Source organism: Ensifer adhaerens, from assembly GCF_020035535.1.
Lineage (GTDB): Bacteria > Pseudomonadota > Alphaproteobacteria > Rhizobiales > Rhizobiaceae > Ensifer.
The window spans coordinates 3,921,856-3,937,558 of sequence record NZ_CP083349.1 but is presented as its reverse complement, the minus strand read 5'-3'; the positions used below and the strand labels follow the sequence as shown (position 1 = coordinate 3,937,558).

General features: G+C 63.4%; 17 protein-coding genes. 8 read left to right on the top strand and 9 right to left on the bottom strand.

Going from position 1 to position 15,703, the window contains the following annotated elements; translation table 11 throughout:
* Positions 1-180: 180 nt before the first annotated feature.
* Complete coding sequence (dnaJ, locus tag LAC81_RS19090; RefSeq protein ID WP_223726041.1) at positions 181-1,317, top strand: molecular chaperone DnaJ; 1,137 nt, start codon at positions 181-183, stop codon at positions 1,315-1,317.
* 63 nt (positions 1,318-1,380) lie between these two features.
* Here the strand turns inward: dnaJ and LAC81_RS19085 are convergent, their stop codons facing one another.
* The 3 genes from LAC81_RS19085 to LAC81_RS19075 all read right to left on the bottom strand — a co-directional run bounded on the left by LAC81_RS19085 (position 1,381) and on the right by LAC81_RS19075 (position 3,850).
* Complete coding sequence (locus LAC81_RS19085; protein WP_223726040.1) at positions 1,381-2,262, bottom strand: DUF2182 domain-containing protein; 882 nt, start codon at positions 2,260-2,262, stop codon at positions 1,381-1,383.
* A 5-nt stretch (positions 2,263-2,267) separates the two neighbouring features.
* Positions 2,268-2,903: a DUF1326 domain-containing protein gene (locus tag LAC81_RS19080; protein ID WP_223726039.1), complete on the bottom strand. Its 636-nt coding sequence runs from the start codon at positions 2,901-2,903 to the stop codon at positions 2,268-2,270.
* A gap of 197 nt (positions 2,904-3,100) precedes the next feature.
* Positions 3,101-3,850: an SDR family oxidoreductase gene (locus tag LAC81_RS19075; protein ID WP_223726038.1), complete on the bottom strand. Its 750-nt coding sequence runs from the start codon at positions 3,848-3,850 to the stop codon at positions 3,101-3,103.
* A gap of 139 nt (positions 3,851-3,989) precedes the next feature.
* On the opposite strand from LAC81_RS19075, the gene LAC81_RS19070 reads away from it, so the two are divergent.
* On the top strand, positions 3,990-4,913 hold the full coding sequence (locus LAC81_RS19070; RefSeq protein WP_223726037.1) for a LysR family transcriptional regulator: 924 nt from the start codon (positions 3,990-3,992) through the stop codon (positions 4,911-4,913).
* 66 nt (positions 4,914-4,979) lie between these two features.
* Positions 4,980-6,422 carry a serine hydrolase gene (locus LAC81_RS19065; RefSeq protein ID WP_223726036.1) on the top strand — a complete coding sequence of 481 codons (1,443 nt, stop codon included), beginning with the start codon at positions 4,980-4,982 and terminating at the stop codon, positions 6,420-6,422.
* Between the two features lie 51 nt (positions 6,423-6,473).
* On the opposite strand, the gene LAC81_RS19060 is transcribed toward LAC81_RS19065, so the two are convergent.
* On the bottom strand, positions 6,474-7,478 hold the full coding sequence (locus LAC81_RS19060; protein WP_113539921.1) for an inorganic phosphate transporter: 1,005 nt from the start codon (positions 7,476-7,478) through the stop codon (positions 6,474-6,476).
* Positions 7,478-8,122 carry a DUF47 family protein gene (locus LAC81_RS19055; RefSeq protein ID WP_113539957.1) on the bottom strand — a complete coding sequence of 215 codons (645 nt, stop codon included), beginning with the start codon at positions 8,120-8,122 and terminating at the stop codon, positions 7,478-7,480. The genes LAC81_RS19060 and LAC81_RS19055 overlap by 1 nt, the downstream gene beginning before the upstream one ends.
* Positions 8,123-8,325: 203 nt before the next feature.
* Here LAC81_RS19055 and recF point away from each other — a divergent pair, with 203 nt between their 5' ends.
* The 3 genes from recF (at position 8,326) to LAC81_RS19040 (ending at position 10,810) form a co-directional block, all read left to right on the top strand.
* Positions 8,326-9,450: a DNA replication/repair protein RecF gene (gene recF / locus LAC81_RS19050; RefSeq protein WP_223726035.1), complete on the top strand. Its 1,125-nt coding sequence runs from the start codon at positions 8,326-8,328 to the stop codon at positions 9,448-9,450.
* Positions 9,451-9,570: 120 nt separating this feature from the next.
* Entirely contained in the window at positions 9,571-10,332 is a 762-nt protein-coding gene (locus tag LAC81_RS19045; protein ID WP_223726034.1) for a molybdopterin-synthase adenylyltransferase MoeB, read from the top strand.
* 10 nt (positions 10,333-10,342) lie between these two features.
* Positions 10,343-10,810 carry a GNAT family N-acetyltransferase gene (locus LAC81_RS19040; RefSeq protein ID WP_223727861.1) on the top strand — a complete coding sequence of 156 codons (468 nt, stop codon included), beginning with the start codon at positions 10,343-10,345 and terminating at the stop codon, positions 10,808-10,810.
* Positions 10,811-10,871: 61 nt separating this feature from the next.
* Here the strand turns inward: LAC81_RS19040 and LAC81_RS19035 are convergent, their stop codons facing one another.
* Positions 10,872-11,876, bottom strand: coding sequence for a 2-hydroxyacid dehydrogenase (locus tag LAC81_RS19035; protein ID WP_113539919.1), 1,005 nt, complete (start codon positions 11,874-11,876; stop codon positions 10,872-10,874).
* 296 nt (positions 11,877-12,172) lie between these two features.
* Here LAC81_RS19035 and LAC81_RS19030 point away from each other — a divergent pair, with 296 nt between their 5' ends.
* On the top strand, positions 12,173-12,712 hold the full coding sequence (locus LAC81_RS19030; protein WP_223726033.1) for an SH3 domain-containing protein: 540 nt from the start codon (positions 12,173-12,175) through the stop codon (positions 12,710-12,712).
* Positions 12,713-12,752: 40 nt separating this feature from the next.
* Here the strand turns inward: LAC81_RS19030 and LAC81_RS19025 are convergent, their stop codons facing one another.
* Positions 12,753-13,745 (bottom strand): adenosine kinase, encoded by a 993-nt coding sequence (locus tag LAC81_RS19025; RefSeq protein WP_113539917.1) that lies wholly within the window; start codon positions 13,743-13,745, stop codon positions 12,753-12,755.
* An 87-nt stretch (positions 13,746-13,832) separates the two neighbouring features.
* Complete coding sequence (locus LAC81_RS19020) at positions 13,833-14,261, bottom strand: VOC family protein (RefSeq protein ID WP_223726032.1); 429 nt, start codon at positions 14,259-14,261, stop codon at positions 13,833-13,835.
* A gap of 66 nt (positions 14,262-14,327) precedes the next feature.
* Between LAC81_RS19020 and LAC81_RS19015 the strand changes: the two genes are divergently transcribed.
* Positions 14,328-14,921, top strand: a complete 594-nt coding sequence (locus LAC81_RS19015; protein ID WP_223726031.1) for a TetR/AcrR family transcriptional regulator — start codon at positions 14,328-14,330, stop codon at positions 14,919-14,921.
* Positions 14,922-14,924: 3 nt separating this feature from the next.
* On the opposite strand, the gene nth is transcribed toward LAC81_RS19015, so the two are convergent.
* On the bottom strand, positions 14,925-15,701 hold the full coding sequence (gene nth / locus LAC81_RS19010) for an endonuclease III (protein WP_223726030.1): 777 nt from the start codon (positions 15,699-15,701) through the stop codon (positions 14,925-14,927).
* Positions 15,702-15,703 lie beyond the last annotated feature (2 nt).

Here is a 15,703-nt window from a genome sequence, read left to right as displayed (position 1 = left end):
CGACATCGGTGAGAGCGGCCGCGACCCGCGGTAAACGTACCTTTTACGACAAAAAACCGCATCTGCCGCCGTTCGGGCTATGGTATCCCGCTTCAAGGTTTACTAAATCGGTGGCAAGGTAATCAGGCAGCCGCCGAGCCCTCGCGCTGGCACGCCTGCCAACAGGACAATCTTCGACGAATGAAACGTGATCTCTACGAAACGCTTGGTGTTGCGAAGAACGCCGACGAGAAGGAGCTGAAGAGCGCCTTCCGCAAGCTCGCGATGAAATATCATCCGGACAAGAACCCTGGTGATGCGGCTTCGGAAAAGACCTTCAAGGAAATCAACGAGGCCTATGAGACCCTCAAGGACCCGCAGAAGCGGGCTGCCTACGACCGCTACGGCCACGCGGCCTTCGAGCAGGGCGGGATGGGCAACGGCTTCGGTGGCGCGGGCGCGGGCGCCGGTGGTTTCTCCGACATCTTCGAAGACATCTTCGGCGAGATGATGGGCGGCGGGCGCCAGCGGCGCTCGTCCGGCGGCCGCGAACGTGGCGCCGATCTTCGCTACAACATGGAGATTTCGCTCGAGGAAGCCTTCGCCGGCAAGACCGCGCAGATCCGCGTTCCGACCTCGATCACCTGCGACGTCTGCACCGGCTCCGGCGCCAAGCCCGGCACCAGCCCGAAAACCTGCGGCACCTGTCACGGCTCCGGCCGCGTTCGCGCAGCCCAGGGCTTCTTCTCGATCGAGCGCACCTGCCCTACCTGCGGCGGGCGCGGCCAGACGATCACCGATCCCTGCGGCAAGTGCCACGGCCAGGGCCGCGTCACCGAAGAGCGCACGCTCTCGGTCAACATTCCGGCCGGCATCGAGGACGGCACCCGCATTCGCCTTTCCGGCGAAGGCGAAGCCGGGCTTCGCGGCGGACCGGCGGGCGACCTCTACATCTTCCTTTCGGTCAGACCGCATGAGTTCTACCAGCGCGATGGCGCCGATCTCTATTGCAGTGTGCCGATCTCGATGACGACGGCTGCCCTTGGCGGCAAGTTCGACGTGACCACGCTCGATGGCACCAAGTCGCGCGTCACGGTTCCCGAGGGTACCCAGGCCGGCAAGCAGTTCCGCCTCAAGAGCAAGGGCATGCCGGTGCTGCGCTCGGCCCAGTCCGGCGACCTCTACATCCAGATCCAGATCGAAACGCCGCAGAAGCTGACCAAGCGCCAGCGCGAGCTGCTGCAGGAATTCGAGCAGATCTCGTCCAAGGACAACAATCCGGAATCGACGGGCTTCTTTGCCCGGATGAAGGATTTCTTCGATACGCTGAGCGACTGAAGCTTCGAGCCTGACGACTTCTACAACGCCGCGCGCCGGATACGGTTGCGCGGCGCGTCTATTTCAGAGCAGGGCCGTGAGCTGCCACAGCCCGGCCAAAAAGAGCGCTACCCCGGCGATGCGGGACAGGATCCTGCCGCCGGGCACGACCTTCTCCGCCAGAACGAAGATGGCGATCGCGGCGATCCACAGCACGTTCATCACCCCGCCGACGAACAGCAGCGCCATCAGCGCCCAGCAGCAGCCGACGCAATAAAGCCCGTGCCGTACACCGAGGCCGAAGGCGCCGACCGCCTTCCGACGAAAGCCGCCGTGGTTCTGTATGAAAAGCAGCGGCGCCTGGCACTGGCTGAGGCAGCGATCCTTGAGCGGCGTGAACTGGAACAGGCCGACGGCAATCAGCACGATGCCGCTGAGAACCGCACTGGCACTGGCAAGCGCCGGTGTGAGCAACAGTGCGCGATCGAGCAGCCATTGCCCGAGAACAGCGACGAGCGCGAACAGGATCCATGCCGACAGGTAGCCGATGGCAAAGAAGCCGGTGGCGGCAAAGGGCTTGCCCTGTTGCGCCGCCTGGCGGCCGACACGGGCATAGAGCAGGATCATCGGCGTCGCCGACGGCACCATCATACCCACCATCATGACGGCCCACATGATGAAGGCATAGGCGAAGGTTGCCGCGGTCCAGGGACCGACGGTCGCCGCTGACATGGATGTCATCGCCCCCTTTTGCGTTTCCATCGGCGTGCTCATCGGCATGTCCATGGGCATATCCATGGCCGAGCCCATATCCATGCTGCCGTGGGACGCCGGAGCAGCGGCCATATCCATGGCCGATGCCAGCCAGAGAATGTAGATCCAGCTGATTGCCGCCAACGTAACCAGCGCCGCCGCGACGATCGCGCGGTCGCGTCTGAGCAGGGTTTCAAGCGCCGTATCCCTCATCGACGTCAGTGGATCACGCCGCTTTCGGTCAGGTGCATCCGCGCGAAATGGGCGTGCGAATCCACCAGCGCCAAGGTCAGCGGTCCCTTCGTCTCGGCCCACCCGCGCCCGACTTCGCAAAGATCGTATTCAAATCCCTGCGGGAGATTGATGCGCGCCTGATGCGCGACGCCGGTCACCGGATTGAGGATCGGTTCGCCGCGGGCAGCGATCCAGCCCGGCACATTCAGCCGCGCCAGACGGCCGCTGACATCGACCTCTAAATCGATCTCGGCAAAGACCGGGTCGTACATGGTTTCGAAGGTCGTTGCGAAGACCTGGAAAAAGGTCGCGCCAGGCTCCGTGTCCTCCCCGCTCATGATGCGCAGAAGCGCCCCACGCTGCGCGTCGGAGGCCCGAACATCGACGATCGGCACCACCTTCCCTCTCCCCTCGTGAATGGCGCCCGGCCAGGCGGCTATCAGGCCGCCACGAAGCCCATCCAGTCGGGTGTCGCCGTGATAGCCTTCCTCGATCTCGAAGGCACCGACGGCGCTGCAGTGGCCTTGCGTCGGCAATGCATTGAATTGGCAGGGGCAGCCATAGGCGCAATTGCAATGAATGAATTCGCGCCCCTTCATCATCCATCTCACACTCGTCATCGTCTCCTCCCGGGATCTGATCGGTGTTCGTCTCGCGGAACTCTCCGCGAACGGATGCCTTTTATTAGATCGCGAAAATATACTCCTCTCCTCTACCAATGCCAACGCTCGTCGGCACGTCGGCGCCGCGGATCCATGGGACCCGCGGCGCTCAAAAACGCACACCGAGGTTTTTCAGATCGTGGGCAGGAACGCCACTAGAGGGTGGCCATGCCGCCGTCGACGATCAGTTCGGCGCCGACGGTGAAGGTGGCTTCGTCGGAGGCGAGGAAGACGACCGCCTTGGCGATCTCGCTCGCATCGCCAAAGCGGCCAAGCGGAATCTGCGCGGCGATGGCATCGACGACCTGCTTGTTTTCCTCGGGCGTCGGAGCGTGGCCGTCATGGAGCGGCGTGCGGATCGGTCCGGGGCTGACGGCGTTGACGCGGATGCCGCGGCCAATCAGTTCGCCGGACAGCGTGCGGGCCAGCGACAGCAGGCCTGCCTTGGTCAGCGCATAGACGCTCGAGGTCGGCATGCCGATATGGGCATTGATCGAGGTATTGAGCACGACCGAGGCGCGCTTCGAGAACACCGGCAGCAGCGCCTGGATCAGGAAATACGGGCCCTTGACGTTGATGGCGATCGACCGGTCGAAGCTTGCCTCATCCCACTGCTCGATCGGCTGCAGCTTGGCGATGCCGGCATTGACGAACAAGATGTCGAGCGTGCCGAAGGCGGCACGGATCTTTTCAGCGACAGCAGCCTGGCCCGCGACATTGCCGGCATCGGCCTCGATGATGAGCGCGGCCTCGCCAAGGACGGCGCGGGCTTCGGCGATGTTCTTCGGGTTGGTGCCGGTGACGGCGACCCTTGCGCCTTCGGCGATGAACTGACGCGCGGTTTCGAGACCGATCCCGCTGGTGCCGCCGGTGATGAGCGCCGTCTTGTTCTGCAAACGTGACATGATGAAAGTCCTCTCGTTGGGTTGAAGAGGAGGCCGGTTCGGCTGGAGCCGTCGTCCTCGAATGCACACAGATATGGCGGAAAACGATCGTTCGGATTAGTCTTCCAATGTTGGAACTGAAATTCGGGAAAGCCGAACGATGATGAAGATCGAAGGAATAGCGGCCTTTGTTGCGGTCGCCGAAGCCGGCTCGATCAGCGAAGCGGCGCGCCGCCTGCGCCTGTCGAAATCCGTCGTCAGCGAAAGAGTGGCCGAACTGGAGCGCGGACTCAACGCCACCCTGCTCCATCGCACGACGCGCAAGCTGACGCTCACCGAGGACGGCATCGCCTTCCGCGAGCGAGCCGTCCGGATCGTGAGTGAAGTGCAGGCGGCTGCCAGCGATCTTGCCGAGCGCCGCGGGCTTCTGACGGGACCGCTCAGGATCGCAGCGCCCGTCAGCTTCGGGCGCCGGCATCTCGGCCCGGCGCTCTACCCGTTCCTGGCGAAGCACCCGGAAATCGAATTGACGCTCGACCTTGACGACCGCCGGGTGGACGCTGCCTCCGAGGGCTATGACGCGATCGTTCGCCACGGCACCATCGCCGACTCTCGACTGGTGGTCTGGAAGCTTGCGAGAAGCCGGCGCCTGCTCGTCGCTTCTCCCGATTATCTCGATCGCCACGGCACCCCGGCGTCGCTTGGCGAACTCGAAGGCCATCGCGGCATCTTCTACACCAATCGCGGAGCGGCCGACTGGCGGTTCGAGGGGCCCTCAGGCGCAACGATCGTGCGGGCGCGCCTGGCGCTTGGCATGAACAATGGCGACATGCTGCACGACGCCGCCGTTGCCGGGCTCGGCATCGCTCTGCTGCCCGCCTTCATCGCCGGCCCGGCCGTGCGTGAAGGGCAACTCCGAGAGATCGAAGTCGGACTGCGCCCGGAGCCGGAGTTCATCTACATGGCACACCCGGAAGGCCGGCGCGTCTCGGCCAAGCTCAGAGCCATTGCCCAGCACCTGAAAGAGGCTTTCGGCGATCCTCCCTATTGGGACCCACAAGGCGCTCCCGCAACCCCGGCGTAATCGTTGTCGGCAACGATACCTCGCCGTTTACCGATCAAGTCTCGACAGAAGCTTGATCGAAACCGGTTGGCATCCGCATCGCATCCATCGCAACCAGAGATCGGCTTCCTATCTTTCACCATGCGGACCTTCATTCTGAACTGGATCGTCGCCATGACGCTTGGCACCACAGCCCATGCGGGCTCCCTTTCCACGACCCCTACCGATGCCGAAATTCTGGAAATCCTGACCGACCGGATCGACAGGCAGCAGCAGTCGATCGGCATCGTCGTCGGCATCATCGACGCCAATGGCCGACGCATCGTCGCCTACGGTCGCCCGGCCAAGGGCGACCCACGCCCGGTCGACGGACGGACCGTGTTCGAGATCGGTTCGGTCACCAAGGTCTTCACCGCGCTGTTGCTCGCCGACGCGGTAGAAGAAGGCACGTTGCGCCTCGATACGCCGGTCTCGACGTTACTCCCTGCAGGCGTGACGATGCCCGATAAACAGGCTGCGATCACGCTGAAAGACCTGGCGATGCACATGTCCGGCCTGCCGCGGCTACCGAGCAATCTGGCGCCGACCGACATGGGCAATCCCTATGCGGACTACGACGCCGCCAAGCTCTATGCCTTCCTTACAAGACACAAACCGCTGCGGCGCCCCGGCGTCGAGCACGAATACTCCAATCTCGGCACAGGCCTTCTCGGCCACGTGCTCACCTTGAAGGCCGGGCTTTCCTATGACGAGCTCGTCACCAGCCGCATCGCCGCGCCTCTCGGAATGAAAGACACGGCGATTACGCCGCGGCCCGACTGGTCCGGACGGCAGGCGAAGGGTCACGACGCGGCCCTGGAGCCGGTCAGCGATTGGGATCTCAACGCGCTGCAGGGCGCGGGTGCCCTGCGTTCCACCGCGGACGATCTTCTGATCTTCCTGCAGGCCGCCATGGGGAGAACGTCTTCGCCGCTGGCACCGGCCTTCGCTACGCTGCTCGCAACCCGCCTGCCGCTCGGCAACGGAGACGACGATCAGCAGGCACTCGGCTGGGTCATCTCGGGCAAGGGCGACGAGCAGTTTGTCTGGCACAATGGCGGCACCGGCGGCTACCGATCCTTCGTCGGCTACCGTCCGTCGACGGGTGTCGGCGTGGTCGCCCTCTCCAATGCGTCGACCGATGTCGGCGTCGACGACATCGGACGCCATCTACTGAATAGCAACGCTCCGCTTGCGCCCCCAACCGTCCGGCACACGGCCATAACGGTCGATCCGGCAAGCTACGATGCCTATCTCGGCACCTACCGGCTGGCGCCGGGATTTGACCTGACGATCTTTCGCGATGGCAATCGGCTGTTTGCCCAGGCGACAGGCCAGGACCGGCTAGAAATCCTTCCAGAGGCCAAGCATCGCTTCTTTGCGAAGCTCATCGATGCGCAGCTCAGCTTCACCGTAACCGGCGCACGCGCCGAGAGCCTGACCTTGCATCAGGGCGGACGAGACAGTCCCGCGCCCCGGGTCGAGAAATAGGAAATGATGCGCGTCTCCCGCCGCATAGGCGGGAGACGCTGTCTGTTTCGATCAGAAGATCAGATCGATCAGGAAGTAGGCGAGAGCCGAGATTGCGGCCGCTGCCGGCATGGTTATGAACCATGCGATGACGATGTTGCCGGCAAGCCCCCAGCGAACCGCCGAGACGCGGCGGGCGGCACCCACGCCGATGATCGCACCGGTGATGGTGTGCGTGGTCGAAACCGGAATGCCGAGCCAGGTGGCGGCAAACAGCGTGATCGCTCCGCCCGTTTCGGCGCAGAAGCCCTGCATCGGGTTGAGCCTGGTGATCTTCGAGCCCATGGTGTGAACAATGCGCCAGCCGCCGAACAGCGTGCCGAGCGCGATCGCCGCCTGGCAGGTGATCACCACCCAGAAGGGCACGTAAAACTCCGAACCGAGATAGCCCTGGGAGAAGAGCAGAACGGCAATGATACCCATGGTCTTCTGCGCGTCGTTGCCGCCGTGGCCGAGCGAATAGAGCGAGGCCGAGATGAACTGCATGATGCGGAAGGTGCGGTCGACGGCAAAGGGCGTCTGCCGCACGAAGAGCCAGGAGACGATCAACACCAACATCAACGCCAGGAAGAAACCGATCGCCGGCGACATGAAGATGGCGCCTACGGTCTTCAGAAGGCCGGTCCAGACGATGGAACTAAACCCTGTGCTGGCAAGGCCGGCGCCGACGAGGCCGCCGATCAGCGCGTGCGAGGAGCTCGACGGGATACCGAAGAGCCAGGTGACGATGTTCCAGACGATCGCCCCCATGAGCGCCGAGAAGATCACCAGCGGCGTGACGATGCCGGGATCGATGATACCCTTGCCGAGCGTCTCGGCCACGTGCAGGCCGAAGAACAGGAAGGCGATGAAGTTGAAGAAGGCCGCCCACAGGACCGCATATTGCGGCCTGAGCACCCGCGTCGAAACGATCGTCGCGATGGAATTGGCGGCATCGTGCAGACCGTTCAGGAAGTCGAAGAACAGCGCGATGCCGATCAGCCCGACGAGCAACGGAAAGGCGAGCGTCGCATCCATCAGACGTTCTCGATCACGATGCCACTGATTTCATTGGCGACGTCCTCGAAACGGTCGATGACCTTTTCCAGCTGGCCATAGATCTCGCTGCCGATGATATAGGCCATCGGGTTGCTCGCGCCGTAACGGTGGAACAGGTCCTTGAGACCCTGCTCGTGCAGTTCGTCGGAGTGTCCCTCGAGGCGGGTGACCTCCTCGGCGATGGCGATGAGGCGGTCGTGATTGACGCCGATACGGTCGAGCAACGGCACGGCCTCGGCAATCAGATGCGCAGCACGGCCGACGATCGTGCCCATTTCGCGCATACCGGGGTCGAAGCTCTTCTGTTCGTAGAGCCGGATTGTCTTGACCGTCTTGTGCATCATGTCGATGGCATCATCCATCGACTGGATCAGATCCTTGATGTCCCCACGGTCGAAGGGCGTGATGAAGGACCGGCGGACGGCCAGAAGCACATCGGCGGTAATGTGATCGGCTTCATCTTCAAGCGCGACGATCCGGTCGCACTGTTTTTCCATGTCGTCGCCGCCGGCAAGCAGCTTGTCGAGCGCTTCGGCGGCACCGACGACGGTGAGCGAGTGTTTTGCGAAGAGGTCGAAAAAGCGATCCTCGCGGGGAAGTAGTTTGCGGAACCAAGCCAGCATCACAAATATGTCCATTCGTGGATTGTCATGAGACTGTCATATTTGACCGGAGCGCCCAAGAAAAGCACCTCATCCAAGGGGTTTGTCGCCTTTCCCCCGCCGAAATTGGCCAACTTGCCCCGATATGGACAAGCATGCCGTTTCACCTTGCCTTGGCGCCTGCTTTCGTCCTAGCTGCGCGCAACGTCGAATCCGGACTACCGATGCCACATAAGGTCTTTCTCAACCGCCTGAAGCTCACGGAGTTCCGCAATTATTCGGCGCTCTCGCTGGAGCTCGACCAGCGCCATGTGGTGCTGACGGGGGAGAACGGCGCCGGCAAGACCAACCTTATGGAGGCAGTCTCCTTCCTGTCACCCGGGCGGGGCCTCCGGCGTGCGGCCTATGCCGACGTGACGCGCGTCGGCGCTAGCGACGGGTTTTCCGTCTTTGCCGACGTCGAAGGCATGGAAGGGCCGGTCGAGATCGGCACCGGCACCGCTGGTGCGACGGAAGGACAATCCCGACGGCTGCGGCTCAACGGAACGCCGGCATCGGCCGTCGACGAATTGACGGATCACCTGCGTGTTCTCTGGCTGACGCCGTCGATGGACGGGCTCTTCACCGGCCCCTCGGCCGACCGGCGCCGGTTCCTAGACCGGCTCGTGCTTTCGCTCGATCCGGAGCATGGCCGACGCGCCAGCGAATTCGACCGGGCGATGCGCAGCCGCAACCGCCTGCTTAGCGAATTTCGCCCGGACCCGGCCTGGCTGACGGCGATCGAGCGCGAGATGGGCGGTCTCGGCGTGTCCATGGCGCTGGCGCGCCAAGAAATGCTCGGCCTATTGACCGCGCTCGTCGAACGGAACGTGGACGACACCGTCTTCCCGTCGGCGCACCTGGCGCTTTCCGGCTTTCTCGACGGTGAAGGCCATCGCCCGGCCTATGATCTCGAAGAGCAATATCTGGCGATGCTGCGCGATGGGCGCTCGCGCGACGCAGCGGCGGGCCGTACGCTCGACGGACCCCACCGGAGCGATCTGCTCGTGCGCCACCGCGACAAGGATATGGAGGCGGCGCGGTGTTCGACCGGGGAGCAGAAGGCCTTGCTCGTCGGCCTGGTGCTGGCGCATGCGCGCCTCGTCGGCGACATGACCGGCCACGCACCGATCCTGTTGCTCGACGAGATCGCCGCCCATCTCGACGTCAACCGGCGTGCGGCTCTGTTCGACCTCGTCGATGGCCTCGGCGGCCAGGCCTTCATGACCGGCACGGACCAGGCGATGTTCGAGGCAGTTGGCGAGCGCGGCCGCTTCCTGACCGTTTCGCACGGCAGCGTAACGGGATAGAAATGAGCGGGATGAGGACAAGTGTTTGCAGTTTTGCGTCCCTAACTCACTCCAACCAGATGGATCATTGTGATCCAAAGGCCGGCCGCCCCGGCCGAGCCGGATGAAGAGGACGCGGTGATGACCGTTGAGAATAAGCTCGATCAATCGGAGATCTCCCGCTACGCCCGCCACATCGTACTGCCGGAGATCGGCGGTGCAGGGCAGCAGAAACTCAAGGCCGCGCGCGTGCTGGTGATTGGCGCTGGAGGCCTGGGCGCCCCTGTCCTCTCCTATCTCGCGGCGGCAGGCATCGGGCGGATCGGCATCGTTGACGACGATACGGTCGCGCTCTCCAATCTGCAGCGGCAGATTATCCACCGTACTGAGGATATCGATCGCGCCAAGGTCGAACGGGCAGCCGAGGCGATTGCATCGCTCAATCCGCATGTCAGCGTTGACGAACACCGCCTCCGCCTCAATCCCGACAATGCCGAGGCACTGTTCCGGCAATATCACCTGGTGATCGACGGCTCGGACAATTTCGACACACGCTATCTCGCAGCCGATACGGCGGCGGCAGTGGGCATCCCGCTGGTGACGGGTGCCGTCGGCCGCTTCGATGGATCGCTGACCGTGCTGATGCCCTACACCGCCGGCGCCGATGGACGGCCGAACCCGTCTTACCGAGATCTCTTCCCGGAACCGCCACCGGTCGGCGTCGTGCCCTCCTGCGCCGAGGCAGGCATTGTCGGCGCACTGACGGGCGTCATCGGTACATTGCAGGCGATGGAAGCGATCAAGGTCATCGCCGGTTTCGGCGAGCCACTCGTTGGGCGGCTATTGATGTATGACGCACTGACGGCGCAGTTCAACACCATCCGCTATCGTCACAGAGCGTAGGCCGAGCATGCTGCAGATCTTTCGCATCGACGCAACATTCGAACGGCACGAGGAACTGCTGGCGTTGATCCTTTATGCCTTCTCCTACATGGACGGGCTGATCGATCCGCCGTCATCAGCACACGCATTGAACCTCGAATCGCTCCGCCAAAAGATCGATGACGAGATCGCCTTCGGTGTCAGCGATGGCGAACGGCTCGTCGGCTGCATCTTCTGCAAGCCTGAAGCCGATTGTCTCTACATCGGCAAGCTCGCGGTTTCCCCGCAGACACAAGGAAAGGGCGTCGGCCGGTTGCTGCTCGCCGAAGCGGAGGCGACGGCGCGCGTGCTCAGCCTGCCCGCGCTACGGCTGCTTACCCGCATCGAACTCACCGGTAACCACCGCGCCTTTGCCGCCTGGGGCTTCATCCAGAGCGGCACCATGTGTCATCCCGGATTTACCCGGCCGACAGCGATCGAGATGCGCAAGACGCTCTAGCTTCCAAGTTTGAGCGAAGCCGGTGGACAACCGCACGACGGGGCCGTGCAGCGCTTCGCGGTCAGTCGCGGCCCGGCAGCACCCGGTCCGGCGGACGGTGGCCGTCGAAGAAGGTGCGGATGTTGATCACCACCTTGTCGCCCATGTCGACGCGGCCTTCGAGCGTCGCTGAGCTCATATGCGGCAAGAGCACGACCTTGCCTTCGCCAGCGAGCTTGATCAGCTTCGGATTGACAGCCGGCTCATTCTCGAAGACGTCGAGGCCGGCGCCGGCGATCTTGCCCTCGCGCAGCGACTTGATCAGCGCCGTCTCGTCGATGATGCCGCCGCGGGCGGTGTTGACGATGTAGCTGTCCGGTCGCATCAGTGCCAGCCTACGGGCCGAGAGCAGGTGATAGGTCGCCGGCGTCGACGGGCAGTTGACCGAGACAATATCGACGCGGGCAAGCATCTGGTCGAGGCTGTCCCAGTAGGTCGCCTCCAGCATCTCTTCGGTTTCCGCCTTCACCCGGTGGCGGTTGTGATAGTGGATCGAAAGGCCGAAGGCCTTGGCGCGGCGCGCGACGGCAGTGCCGATCCGGCCCATGCCGACGATGCCGATGCGCTTGCCGGCAATGCGGCGGCCGAGCATCCAGGTCGGCGACCAGCCAGCCCACTCGCCCTTGCGATCGGTCAGGATCTGCGCACCTTCGGCAAGCCGGCGCGGCACCGCAAGGATCAGCGCCATCGCCATGTCAGCCGTGTCCTCGGTCAGCACGTTCGGCGTGTTGGTGACGGTGATACCCTTGCGTGCAGCCGCGTCGACATCGATGTTGTCCACGCCATTCGAAAAGCTGGCGATCAGTTTCAGCTGCGGGCCGGCCTGCTCGATCAGCGCCGCGTCGATGCGATCGGTCACCGTGGGCACCAGCACGTCGGCTCGTTTGACCGCAGCAACGAGTTCGGGCTGGCTGCGCGGCGTGTCGTCGATGTTGAGCTCCGCATCGAAGAGTTCGCGCATCCGCGTCTCGACGATGTCCGGCAATTTGCGGGTGATGTAGACCGTGGGCTTCTTCTTGCTTGTCATTGCTGCGACGGGCCTTGTTGACGGGTCCTTAACCAAGTTGGGCGATACTTTCTCCCTGTAGCCGCAATTTCTACCAGACCCCACCGGGAAGACAAACAAAACTCGCGTCGTCATCCCCGCGATTTCAGTCCGCGGAGCGGGGCCCGAATGAACTGCGCCTGCATAAGCTACTGCATGTTTCCCTTGGTCGTCACCGATTGAAGGACAAAACATGCAGCAACTCAAAGTGCTGCAGCGGCCTTTGTGCGCCTCACTACATACGCGGCGCTACAGGGCCACGGAAAGTGAGCTTCGTCATGCGTCACATCATTTCCAGATTCTCGCTCTCGTTGATTGCCGCGTGCCTTGGCGCCGGGATCATGACATCGGCCGCATACGCTCAGGCCGCCAAGGGCGCCAGCGGGCTGCCGCTGCCGCGCTTCGTCAGCCTGAAGTCCAAGAGCGTCAATCTCCGCATCGGCCCGAGTGTCGATTACGCGGTCGCCTTCCGCTATATGAAGCCCGGCGTGCCGGTGGAAATCATCCAGGAATACGATAACTGGCGCCGTATCCGCGACGCCGACGGCACCGAAGGCTGGGTCAACCAGGCGCTGCTTTCCGGCGACCGTACAGCTGTCGCCGCACCGTGGATGCGCGGCAAAGGCGAAGGCGTCTTCGTCAACATGCGCCGTGACCCGCAGGGCACCGCCCCGATCACCGCCCGCATGGAGCCTGGCGTGATCGTGCGTGTCGGCGAATGCAATGGCGACTGGTGCCATGTCGAGACGCAGGGCGTAGAAGGCTGGATCGCCCAGAGCGAGATCTGGGGCGCCTATCCGGGCGAGGCCTTCAAGTAAGGCCGCGCGCCCGTCTTTCACAAAACTCAATCCGGACGAATCAGGCGAGACCGGCCTGCTTGGCAGCCTTCTCCAGGGAGACCATCGGCCGCGGCCCGATCTGGCCGATGACGATGCCGGCGGCCAGATTGCCGAGCCTGCTGCAGTCTTCGAGCGAGCGCCCGGTCGTGTAGCCGTGCAGGAAGCCCGCGGCATAGAGGTCGCCGGCACCGGTCGTATCGACGACCTGAGCGATCGGCGTTGCGTCGACCCTAACCCGTTCGTCGCCACGCACGACCACCGAGCCTTCTTCGCTCAGCGTCACGGCAGCAAGCTTGCAATCCTTCGACAGCTTTTCCAGCGCCAGATCGAAGTCCTCGGTCTCGTAGAGCGCCAGCGCTTCCTGCCGGTTGGCGAAGACGATATCGACCGTGCCCGAACGCATGAGCTCAAGGAACTCGTCGCGATAGCGGTGAACGCAGAAGCTGTCAGAGAGCGTGATCGCGGTTTCGCGGCCGTTGTCGTGGGCGATCCGAGCGGTCTCGCGGATGGCATCCTTGGCGCGCGGCGGATCCCAGAGGTAGCCTTCGAAATAGGTGACCTTCGCCTCAGCGACGACGTCGGCCTCGACGTCCTCGGGACCAAGTTCCACACAGGCGCCGAGATAGGTGTTCATCGAGCGCTCGCCGTCTTCGGTCACGAAAATCATCGAGCGTGCGGTCGGCGGCACGCTTTCGAGCGGCTTCGTCTCGAAGTAGACGCCCTGGGCGCGGATGTCGTGAGCGAAGATCTCGCCGAGCTGGTCACTCGCGGTCTTGCCGAAATAGGCGGCACGGCCGCCAAGGCTGGCGACACCGGCTGCCGTGTTGCCGGCGCTGCCACCGGAGGCCTCCACCGCCGGACCCATGCGCGAGTACAACAACTCGGCCCGTTCGGCATCGATGAGGTTCATGGCGCCCTTTATGATGCCGTTTTCATTGAGAAAGGCATCGTCGCAGCGCGCGATGATATCAACGATGGCATTGCCGATCGTCAGCACGTCGTATTTTGTCATGAACCTCGTCCGGTCTCCGTGATGGCCGGTGTTCGTTAATACCGGTTTTCCGGCCATTTGGAAGACAAAAGACGCGTGCCTTATGCTTCAAGCCGTAGGAAGCGCGCTTTCATCGTAAGCGGCGGCGAATTCGGCGCTTGGCGGGATCGGCTTGATGACATCGATCAGCACGCCGTTCGGATCGGCGGTGATGAAATGGCGCTGGCCGAAGTCCTCGTCCTGCAATGTCTTCAGGATCGGCAGGCCGGCGGTAAGTGCTTGCGCATAGATGCGATCCGGATCCTCGACCTCGAAATTCAGGAGAAGGCCACGGGTGGGCGCGCGCGCCTCCTCGGGGATCGTCTCGTGGCGATAGTCGAGCACGGCCAGCGTCACGTGTTCGTCCTCGACCGACTGCAGATGCACATACCAGTCGCTGGTGAAGAGCGCTTGGAAGCGGAAGTGCTCGATGTAGAAGGCGGCGGTGGCGGCAACGTCTGCCGTCATGATGACAGGATAGTAGCTCGTCGATTTCATGGCTTTCCCTCGCCCTCGCAATATCATACAATCTGTATGTATCTAATTAACATACAGGCTGCATGTATGCAACAGGAGACCTCCCGCCGCTCCAACCGTGAACGCTCCGATACGACGCGCGCCGCTATCCTGGACGCTGCTCGGGGCCTCTTCGTCACCCGCGGGTACGCCGATACCTCGACGCCGGACATCGTCGCCGCCGCCGGATTGACCCGCGGCGCGCTCTATCACCACTTCGAGGACAAGAAGGCGCTGTTCCGCGCCGTGGCGGAGCGGGAGGCTGGCGCCGTGGCGGCATCGATCGAGCAGGCGACGTCAGGCGACCTCTCGGCCCGAGAGGCACTGAAGGTCGGCGCCCGCGCCTATTTCGGCGCCATGCGTGAGCCGGGCCGGATCCGTCTGCTTTTGCTCGATGGACCGGCGGTGCTCGGCAAGCAGGAGATGATGGCGATCGATGCGGCCAATGCCCAGAGAACGCTCGAGGAAGGGATTGCCGAGGCAATGGCTCCGGCCACCGTTTCGGCCGACAGGCTGTCGGCCATGGCTTCGCTGCTTTCGGCCGCCTTCGACCGCGCGGCACTCGACATTGCCGACGGCGGCTCGACCGAGATTTATGCGGAAACGATCAGCACGCTGATCGACCGGATGGTTTCGGCCTGACCGTTAGCCAGCAGCGGAGATGATTTGCGGCGGCAGTTCGACCAGCGGCGCCGGGATGTCGCAGGTCTTTTCCGGCGACTTGCAGAGATCGGCGATGACGCAGCGTTCGCACTCGGGCTTGCGCGCCTTGCAGCAATAGCGCCCGTGCAGGATCAGCCAGTGATGGGCATGGTAGAGATATTCGTCCGGAATGATCTTGATCAGCTTGTCTTCCACCTCGTCCGGGGTCTTGCCCGGCGCCAGACAGATCCTGTTGGCGATGCGCAGGATGTGGGTGTCGACGGCGATCGTCGATTGGCCGAAAGCCATGGAGAGCACGACATTGGCGGTCTTGCGGCCGACGCCCGGGAGGGTCACCAGTTCTTCGCGCGTGCGCGGCACTTCGCCGCCGAAATTGCGGATCAGCATCTCGCTGAGGGCGATGACGTTCTTCGCCTTATTGCGATAAAGGCCGATGGTCTTGATATAGTCCCGAACCTTCTCTTCCCCGAGCGCCAGCATCTTCTCCGGCGTATCGGCGACCGCGAAGAGCGCGCGTGTCGCCTTGTTGACGCCGGCATCGGTCGCCTGCGCCGAAAGCGCCACGGCGACGACCAGCGTGAACGGATTGACGTGCTCCAGCTCACCCTTTGGCTCCGGCCGCTGGATCGAGAAGCGGCGGAAGATCTCCTCGAGCTCGTCTTGGCTATAGAGGTTCTTCACGCGCGGCGCGGCGCGGCGTGCAGTCGCCGACTTCGGTTTTGCGGCGCCAACGGGCAATTTCGGCTTCACGTTTTTCATGA